This window comes from Prevotella sp. oral taxon 317 str. F0108 (assembly GCF_000162415.1).
In the GTDB taxonomy this organism is placed as follows: Bacteria; Bacteroidota; Bacteroidia; order Bacteroidales; family Bacteroidaceae; genus Prevotella; species Prevotella conceptionensis.
The window spans coordinates 330,252-338,062 of record NZ_GG740073.1; the positions used below are offsets into that span (position 1 = coordinate 330,252).

Below are 7,811 nucleotides of genomic sequence, written 5' to 3' on the forward strand. Positions count from 1 at the left end.
CAAAAGCGGCATTACTCAACAATAAACTTGTTATACAATGAAAGGAAAAATGTTTTGGAATTATCGTATCTTCTTACTCATGGCGGTGGGTGTAACGCTCTTTTTCACCGCTTGCAGCGAAGATGATGCACCCGAAGTGCATGGCGCATCGATTAAATTGAACGTAAAACTAGCCAAGGAATTCGAGAAAGCGAAGAACCAGAAGGTTGCCGTTACGCTGCGAAACACCAGCACCAGGGAAGAAACAGTGGTGGAAACCACCCTCAACAAAGACACCGTGCTGGCCAATCTGCCCGTAGACATGTACGACGTGATTGCCGCTTACACCCTCTCGACCGAAGAAATAAAAGCGCTTACCGGCAGGGAAGCCGACGGCGACATCGCTTTTTCGGCCGCCGCAACGGGCATACAACTTAGCCCTGGCAAAGAAACAGGCATAGATTTGGAGCTAACGGCTGGCGGAACAGACGATTTTGTGTTCAAAACCATCTACTACGCAGGGTCTGACAACAAGAAGGCGGCAGGCGAAGACGACTGCTTTATCGAGATTTACAACAACACCAACCGAACCCTTTACGCCGACAGCCTATGCATTGCGCTAACAACCATGAACCGATATGGGCTTCGCAACAACGGCAAATGGCACGAGTATGCCCAGCCCCAAAAGTTCTATTTCACCCCGAAAGGAACTTACGATTGGAGCAAAGCAGAGGGAATGGCCGACCCCGAAGGCGCTAACGACAAGTATGTTTACGGAAACATCGTGCTTATGGTGCCTGGAAACGGCAAAACCTACCCCATAAAGCCCGGCCAAAGTTTCATCATCGCGCCCTTCGCCCTCAACTTTAAAGAACCCTACACCACGGTTAACGGCAAGGAAGTGAAACCCGAATGGCCCGACTCAACCCTCAACCTGAGCAATGCCGAGTTCGACGTTGTTTACCCCGGAAACGAAGAACTGGACAACAAGAACGCTGACAACATGGTGATTTTGCATAAAGGCAACAACCGCTACATGCGCCTTTCGCGCAACGGCAAAGAGGGTTACGTGCTCTTCCGCCACCCCAATCCCTCCCAACTTCCCCTCTACCTGCGCCCATACAGGGACATGAAGTATGCCGACCCCTCGCAATTTATGCAGATACCCGTTGCGGGCATCATCGATGCCGTTGAGGTTATCAACCCCAATGCCGATGGTTACGTGTCGCCAAAGGCTTTCCCCAAGCAACTAGATGCCAGCTATGCCTACTCAAAGCCCGATTATAGTTTCCGTTGCATCTCGCGTAAGGTGAGCCGAGTGAACGAAGGTCGCCGCATATTGCAAGACCTCAACAACTCTGCTCTCGACTTTGTTCAGATGATTCCAAACCCAAAGGCGTTTGCCCCAAGCAAGTAACGCCCCATTATAAGCATCTCCGCTTGCCTGCATAGAAAAAGCAGGCAGGCGGAGAATTGCCTATAACGAAATTCCCAAATCAACAACATGCACGCACGTTTATTCGTATCTAGCCTCTTGTTCGGGCTTTTCTATATCGCCTCCGCCCAAGATTCGCTCACGCGTTTTGCCGTTCTCACCCCCCAAGAGTGGCGGCAACACCACCAAATCATGGCCTCGCCCCTGGGCATTTACTTGCTACCGGCGCAGAGCTATGGTTATACCTCGGCCACTTTCACGCACGAACGAGGCCCTTTAATGCGCCTGCAAACACCCGAAAAAGATACGAATTTGCGGCTTTCGTCTATGGGCGTGCACACCACTAACCGCTGGCGACTATACGGTGAGTTTGCTTACGACCGACAATTTGCCGACAGTGTGGGTTGGCTGCTTAGCGAAACGCCACGCCTGGGCATGCCCTATTATTTCGCTTCGCCACGCAAAGGCAGTTGGCTAAACGAAACCTACCAACTTAAAGGCGCAGCCAATTACCGTCTTTCGCGTCTGTTCGATCTCGGTGCAGCCTTGCAAATAAGGTATCATAAGGGCGCGCGCAGCAACGACCCACGCCCCTCTACCGAGAGCTTTTACTCGCGTTATCACCTCAATGTGGGCCTAAACCTCGCCCCCGTACATATCGCTATGGCGGCAGGAATGGTGTACGGAACAAGCGATAACAACATTATTTACGTAAACGAGAATAACGATCGCATCGACCGATTGGACTTTATGGCCTACGAACTGATGGGATTTGGCATGCACCGAAAGACGGGTAAGCTGCAAAACCGTGAGATGCAAGCCAACACTTACGGGCACGAACTGTCGTTACAAGCCAGCTTTACCCGAAACGAAACGATGCTTTGGGCGCGCGCCAGCTATCTTGCGCAAAGCGACAGCATACGCCGAAGCCGAACAAAAAACGTGTCGGCCAACCTCCTTTCCACCTATAACGTTCGCCAAACGCGCATTCTTGCGGGGTTAATTCATCCCCTTTCGCCCGCTCTTCGCCTGCAAACCACAGTTCACGCCCACTTTACCAAGGGGTGGGATAGGCTAGATAACATCCTCGGCGGACAGAAAAACTATGTGTATAACCATCGCGATGTCGGCCTTAACGCCTTGCTCTACCATCGTTTTACCTCGCAGCGGCTCGACCTATTTGCGCTCGATGCCACCGCCGAACACGAGAAACGACAAGACGGAGCCACGCAACACACCCTCGTTCGCGATGCTTTCCATCTCGCTGCAGCCTATCGTTCGCAACGTGGCTTGCCTCGAAACTTCGCCTTTTTCTATGGCGCAAGTCAAGCCTTCACCTTGCCCAAGGCCTCGCTAAGCTACCCATCAACGCAAGAAACGGTGTTCTCTACCCAACTAGCACTTCCCCTGCAACGTTTCTACGCCACGTCTACGGCCAGCACACGCATAGCGTTGGGTACGGCCAAGCGTTTCGCCCACTATCAGCTAACGCTCTCCTTGGCCTACCAATTGGGCTATGTGCTTAAAGCCCAACCCACCATTCACGGCACGCGCCACAACTTTGAGGCTGCCCTCGGCTTGGCTTTCTAGCGGCCAACAGTCCTTTACACAACAGCGATAACACCCCTTTGCGTAAATGAAAAAATACCTCCTTATCCTTGTTCTCGCCCTGTTTGCCCTTTCGGCAAACGCCAAACGCACACAGGCAACACTGTCCACCGACCCCAACCTGCATGTGGGCAAGTTGCCAAACGGCCTTACCTATTATATACTTCGCAACAACACACCCCCCAATCGTGCCAATTTCTACCTCGCCCAATGCGTTGGCTCGCTGCAAGAGAGCGACAACCAACGCGGCTTGGCCCATTTCTTAGAGCACCTTTGCTTTAACGGCACGCGCCATTTCCCATCCAATACATTCGTGGCTTACCTCGAAACGCTGGGCTTAAAATTCGGTCAGAACATCAACGCCTATACCGGAATGGAGCGCACCGTGTATCATCTCAACAACGTTCCCACAGCGCGCGTCTCGGCCTTAGACAGTTGTCTGCTTGCACTTCGCGACTGGGCGTGCGACATTTCGTTTTCTCCCGAAGAGATAAACAAAGAACGTGGCGTAATTAACGAAGAGTGGCGACAGCGCAATTCGGCCACAGCACGCATGCTACAACGCAATCTCCCACGCCTTTACCCCAACAGTTTGTACGCTCATCGCATGCCAATAGGCTTGATGGAGATAATCGACACCGTTGGCCCTTCCACCCTTCGGCAATATTATCACCGATGGTATCACCCACAAAATCAAGCCGTTATCGTGGTGGGCGATGTGGATGTAGCGCGCACGGCCAAACGCATCGAGGCACTTTTCGCCCCCATACGCCCCACCAAGGCCGCGCGCCGACCCGCCATTGTGCCCGTTGCCGACAACGCCAAGCCAATCGTTGTGGTAGATAGCGATGCCGAACAGCGCACCACGCTTGTGCAAGTGTTCTGCAAAATGCCGCCCATAACGCCCTCCGAGAAGTCTACGCGCAGTTACTACGCCCTGTTGGCGCGCCGCTCTTTGATGATGTCGATGTTGCGCATGCGCCTTGCCGAGTTGGTGGTTAAGCCCCAATGCCCCTTCACGCAGGCCGTGGTGGGCTATGGCGTATATCTCTATGCCTCCTCAAAATACGCCTTCCAAGTAACCATTATGGCCAAAGACGGACAGGCGCAGGCCGCCACACAAACCGTGATGACCGAGCTATGGCGCGCTGCCAAGCATGGGTTTTCGGCCGCCGAACTGGCTCGTGCCAAGGCCGAAGAGCGCAATATCATCGAACGACAGTATGCCGCGCGCAACGAAGTGGGTAATAATTATTTGGGCAACCAACTGGTGGAACACGCCCTAAGCGGCGAACCCATGCCCTCGCCCGATGCTCTTCGGAAGTTGCGAACAAGCATTGTTGATGCCATTACGCCTGCCGACGTGCAACAGTGGCTGCGCAAGATGCTCCCCACTAGCGGTAGAAACCTCGTTGTTCTTAGTCTTAACCCCCAGCGCGAGGGTGCAAACACACCCACCAAAGAAGGGCTTTTGCAGGCCGTTTTGCAGCCTGCCACGGCCAACATCGCCCCTTACGAAGACAATACCCCCAACCAACCGCTGCTCCCCATATTGCCCAAGGCAGGCCACATCGTTAGTCAACGTCAAGAATCCGCTTTGGGTATCGAGCGCATAGAGCTGTCTAACGGGGTGACGGTGCTGCTCAAACCCACCTCTACGGGCAAAGACGAGCTGCTGATGACGGTCTTTGCGCCTGGTGGTTCGTCGCGTTTGGGACAGGCCGACTTCGCCAATGCGCGTTTCTTCAATCGCATTGTGGGTAGTAGCGGACTAGGTTCTCTCTCGTCGCAACAGCTCACCAAGGTGCTAACAGGGCAAACGGCAAACGCCAATCTCTCGCTCGACACCTATTGGCTAAGCCTCAACGGCAGTGCCTCTACACGCGATGCCGAGTGCCTTTTGCAGCAAACTTACCTGTATTTCACCGCCTTGCGCCCTGACCAACAGGCTTTTGACAACATCATGACCAACAGCAGGGCGCGCCTTAGCCAAGTGTCAGGCCTGCCCGAAATGGCCCTTAGCGATTCGCTTACGGCCACCTTGCACGCCCACAACCCACGTTTTGCCAACAACACGCTCGCCGATCTCGACCATGTAGACCCCAATCGCATTCTCACCTTGGCGCGCCAAGGCATGGCCAATGCTGCAAACTTCACCTTTGTTTTCGTTGGCAACTTCCAACGCGACAGTCTTCTCGCCCTCGTTTGCCGTTACATCGCCTCGTTACCTGCCAGCAAACCCCTGCTCGTTTCAGGTCAACCCGCCTCCATCAACCACCCTTCGCCCCGCCATCAGAGAGCGCAAAGCTCCACCGCGCCCACCACTACCGCCGCTCCAAACAGCGAAACATCCCTCGTTGGCGCACTGCGCAGCGTACAAACCTATGCTCGCGGCATCACACGCAACCACTTCCGACATGCCATGACCACGCCAAAAGCCAACGCCTACATCGTGTGGTGGGCCAAGGGTACGCCCTATACGCTAGGCAATATCGTGATGGCCGAGGCCGTTGGTCAGCTGCTTGGCATGCGCTACACACAGCGAATACGCGAAGAAATGGGTGCAGCTTACAGCACCGATGCCTCTTGCACCCTCGCACCCGATGTGAACACCACCTACTTAAAGCTATATGGCATCTGCCCCATGAAACCCGAATTGGTTGACAGCACCCTCAATGCGATGCGCGCCGAGGCCGAAAACATGACTCGTAACATCGACCCCACGCTCCTCGAAAACGTGAAACGCCACCTTGCCAAACGCTTTGAAGAACGCACAAAGCAAAACAGCACGTGGCTACGAGCTGTGCAAACATGGGCGCAACAGGGCATCGACATCCACACCAACTATCTCATCGAGCTGCAAAACATCACGCCCCAACGTCTGCAACAGTTTATTGCACAACAATTAATGGCGCAAGAAAATAGGGTTGAAGTGGTGATGATGCCGGAGTGAGAGGAAAAAAAAGCCGCAACCACAAGTTCTCGGCCTCACCCCCAGCCCCTCTCCAAAGGGAGAGGGGAGTGAAATGCCTTGCTTGTTGTACGCTTGTTACGGGTTAACTCGCCAACTGATTAACTCGTCAACTGGTTAACTCGCCAACTTGTTAATTCGTTAGCTACTCTATCTTCCATCAACTTGTCTGCTTGTTAACTTGTTACAATGGAAAGGGGTACAAGCAATAGCGATTGAACTTTAGTCTGTTTTTAGCACATCCCTACAAACTAGGTGCGAGTATTTCGAGTTTCTTTTCTTTATAGTTTAGGATAAACGAGTGGCCTTTTAAGAAATTCAAGCTGAGCAAACCATAATTGTCTTCGCCCTCAATAAAGTCGAGAACGATAGTTTGTTTGCCTAAACCAAAGGTAACCCCCTTATATTGGCGAACCTGTTTGATGGTAAGTTGTTGACTTACATTCGCCGTTTCTTTCTGTATTGTTCCTGATGGTGCAATGCGAATGTCGTTAGGAAGTTTGTTGTTCCTACTGCCTGTGTCGAAGACAAGGCGCACATGTTGCCCTTGTATGCGCGTTTCAAACACAATAAAGTTCATCGGGATATCGGTGTATTTATGGCTGTCTTTCCATTTAAGCACAATCCCTCCATTATTATCACCTAGATTGGGAGTGATGGTCATTGTTTCATAGTCAAAACGCAATGGCCTATCTTTCAGAATATCTGCCCCAAGAATGAAATTAGGCGCAAACCTTTGGAATTTGCCTTTTAGGTTGATGATGATGCAAAGCACCTGGCGATAGGTTTTACCGCAAAAACGAACGGAATCGAAAACGCAAGTGGGCATTCGATTGTCGCGTGAGTTTACCATTAGTTTTAGTTTGTCGGGCATAGCTATTCCCAATGAGTCTTTTGCAAAAGTAGAATCTACTACACATAAGCTGCAACCAGTATCTACTAACGCGGCCACTGACTGCACCTTGTGGCTATACACTTCTAATGATGTGTATAGTAAGCTGTCTTTCTCTTTCAATTCTGCTTGCCCGTAAGTACACAGGCAGAAAAACAGCATACTTAAACATGAGAATAGCGTTTTGTTCATCTTAACAAGTGATCTCCTAGGATGTTTATAAGTTGCAAGTTGTTGAATTTCTCTTTGTCTGGGTCGAATTTCGGCCAACTTAACGCTTTGGGGTTGAAACGTTTTTCTTGTTCCTTACGTTTAAGAATGAGGGGTGAAAAGCCTTGAAAACGTAAGTAAAGGTAGAGTGCCGTTGTGTCGGAAAGGGCTTTCTGCTCTTTCCTACATACCGAATCCTTTTTGGCAACATTCTCTATCACATGCTTTTGTGCAAAAGATGTGGCAGAAATAGTAATTGCAGCCCCAAGGAAAAGAACCCTCGTGCGTTTTAGTTTATATACCAAACTTTGTATCGGCCATGTGTATATCGGTAGATTCATGTGTGTTGAGTGATTCATTGCTATGCTCGTCTGTTTTCTCATGGAAGAAATGGGCTTTCAGCAACTTAAAAAGATAGTGCCAAATAAACTTCCTCCATAAATGTTTTAAAGTTCATCCTCTGTTAGAAGGGTCATGTCATACGCTCATAATGATTTGATCATTAATGTGAATAAACGCCTATACATAGGGTAGCAAGATATTGCAAATATATAAAATAAAAAGAAACACGCCAAATATAAGGCTCAAAAAGTTACGCTTTTGATGTGTTAATTCTCATACGGGGTAATGTGGGTATTGAAAGAAGGAGAGGTGAAAACGGTCAAAAAAGACCTCAAACACAGCCCCAACCGGCCTCACCCCCAACCCCCTACCAG

The 7,811-nt window shown here is 50.9% G+C and carries 5 protein-coding genes; 3 read left to right on the top strand and 2 right to left on the bottom strand.

Translation table 11 applies throughout. From position 1 onward, the window contains the following. The first annotated feature begins 37 nt into the window (after positions 1–37). The 3 genes from HMPREF0670_RS08015 to HMPREF0670_RS08025 all read left to right on the top strand — a co-directional run bounded on the left by HMPREF0670_RS08015 (position 38) and on the right by HMPREF0670_RS08025 (position 5,975). Complete coding sequence (locus HMPREF0670_RS08015; protein ID WP_009230661.1) at positions 38–1,396, top strand: DUF4876 domain-containing protein; 1,359 nt, start codon at positions 38–40, stop codon at positions 1,394–1,396. Positions 1,397–1,483: 87 nt separating this feature from the next. Continuing rightward, complete coding sequence (locus HMPREF0670_RS08020) at positions 1,484–3,004, top strand: DUF6850 family outer membrane beta-barrel protein (protein ID WP_009230662.1); 1,521 nt, start codon at positions 1,484–1,486, stop codon at positions 3,002–3,004. A 46-nt stretch (positions 3,005–3,050) separates the two neighbouring features. Next, entirely contained in the window at positions 3,051–5,975 is a 2,925-nt protein-coding gene (locus HMPREF0670_RS08025) for a M16 family metallopeptidase (protein WP_009230663.1), read from the top strand. Between the two features lie 262 nt (positions 5,976–6,237). Here the strand turns inward: HMPREF0670_RS08025 and HMPREF0670_RS08030 are convergent, their stop codons facing one another. Both HMPREF0670_RS08030 and HMPREF0670_RS08035 read right to left on the bottom strand, forming a co-directional pair. Next, positions 6,238–7,077, bottom strand: a complete 840-nt coding sequence (locus HMPREF0670_RS08030; RefSeq protein ID WP_009230664.1) for a hypothetical protein — start codon at positions 7,075–7,077, stop codon at positions 6,238–6,240. Beyond that, positions 7,074–7,436, bottom strand: coding sequence for a hypothetical protein (locus HMPREF0670_RS08035; protein WP_044077973.1), 363 nt, complete (start codon positions 7,434–7,436; stop codon positions 7,074–7,076). Before HMPREF0670_RS08035 ends, HMPREF0670_RS08030 begins: the two co-directional genes overlap by 4 nt. Positions 7,437–7,811 lie beyond the last annotated feature (375 nt).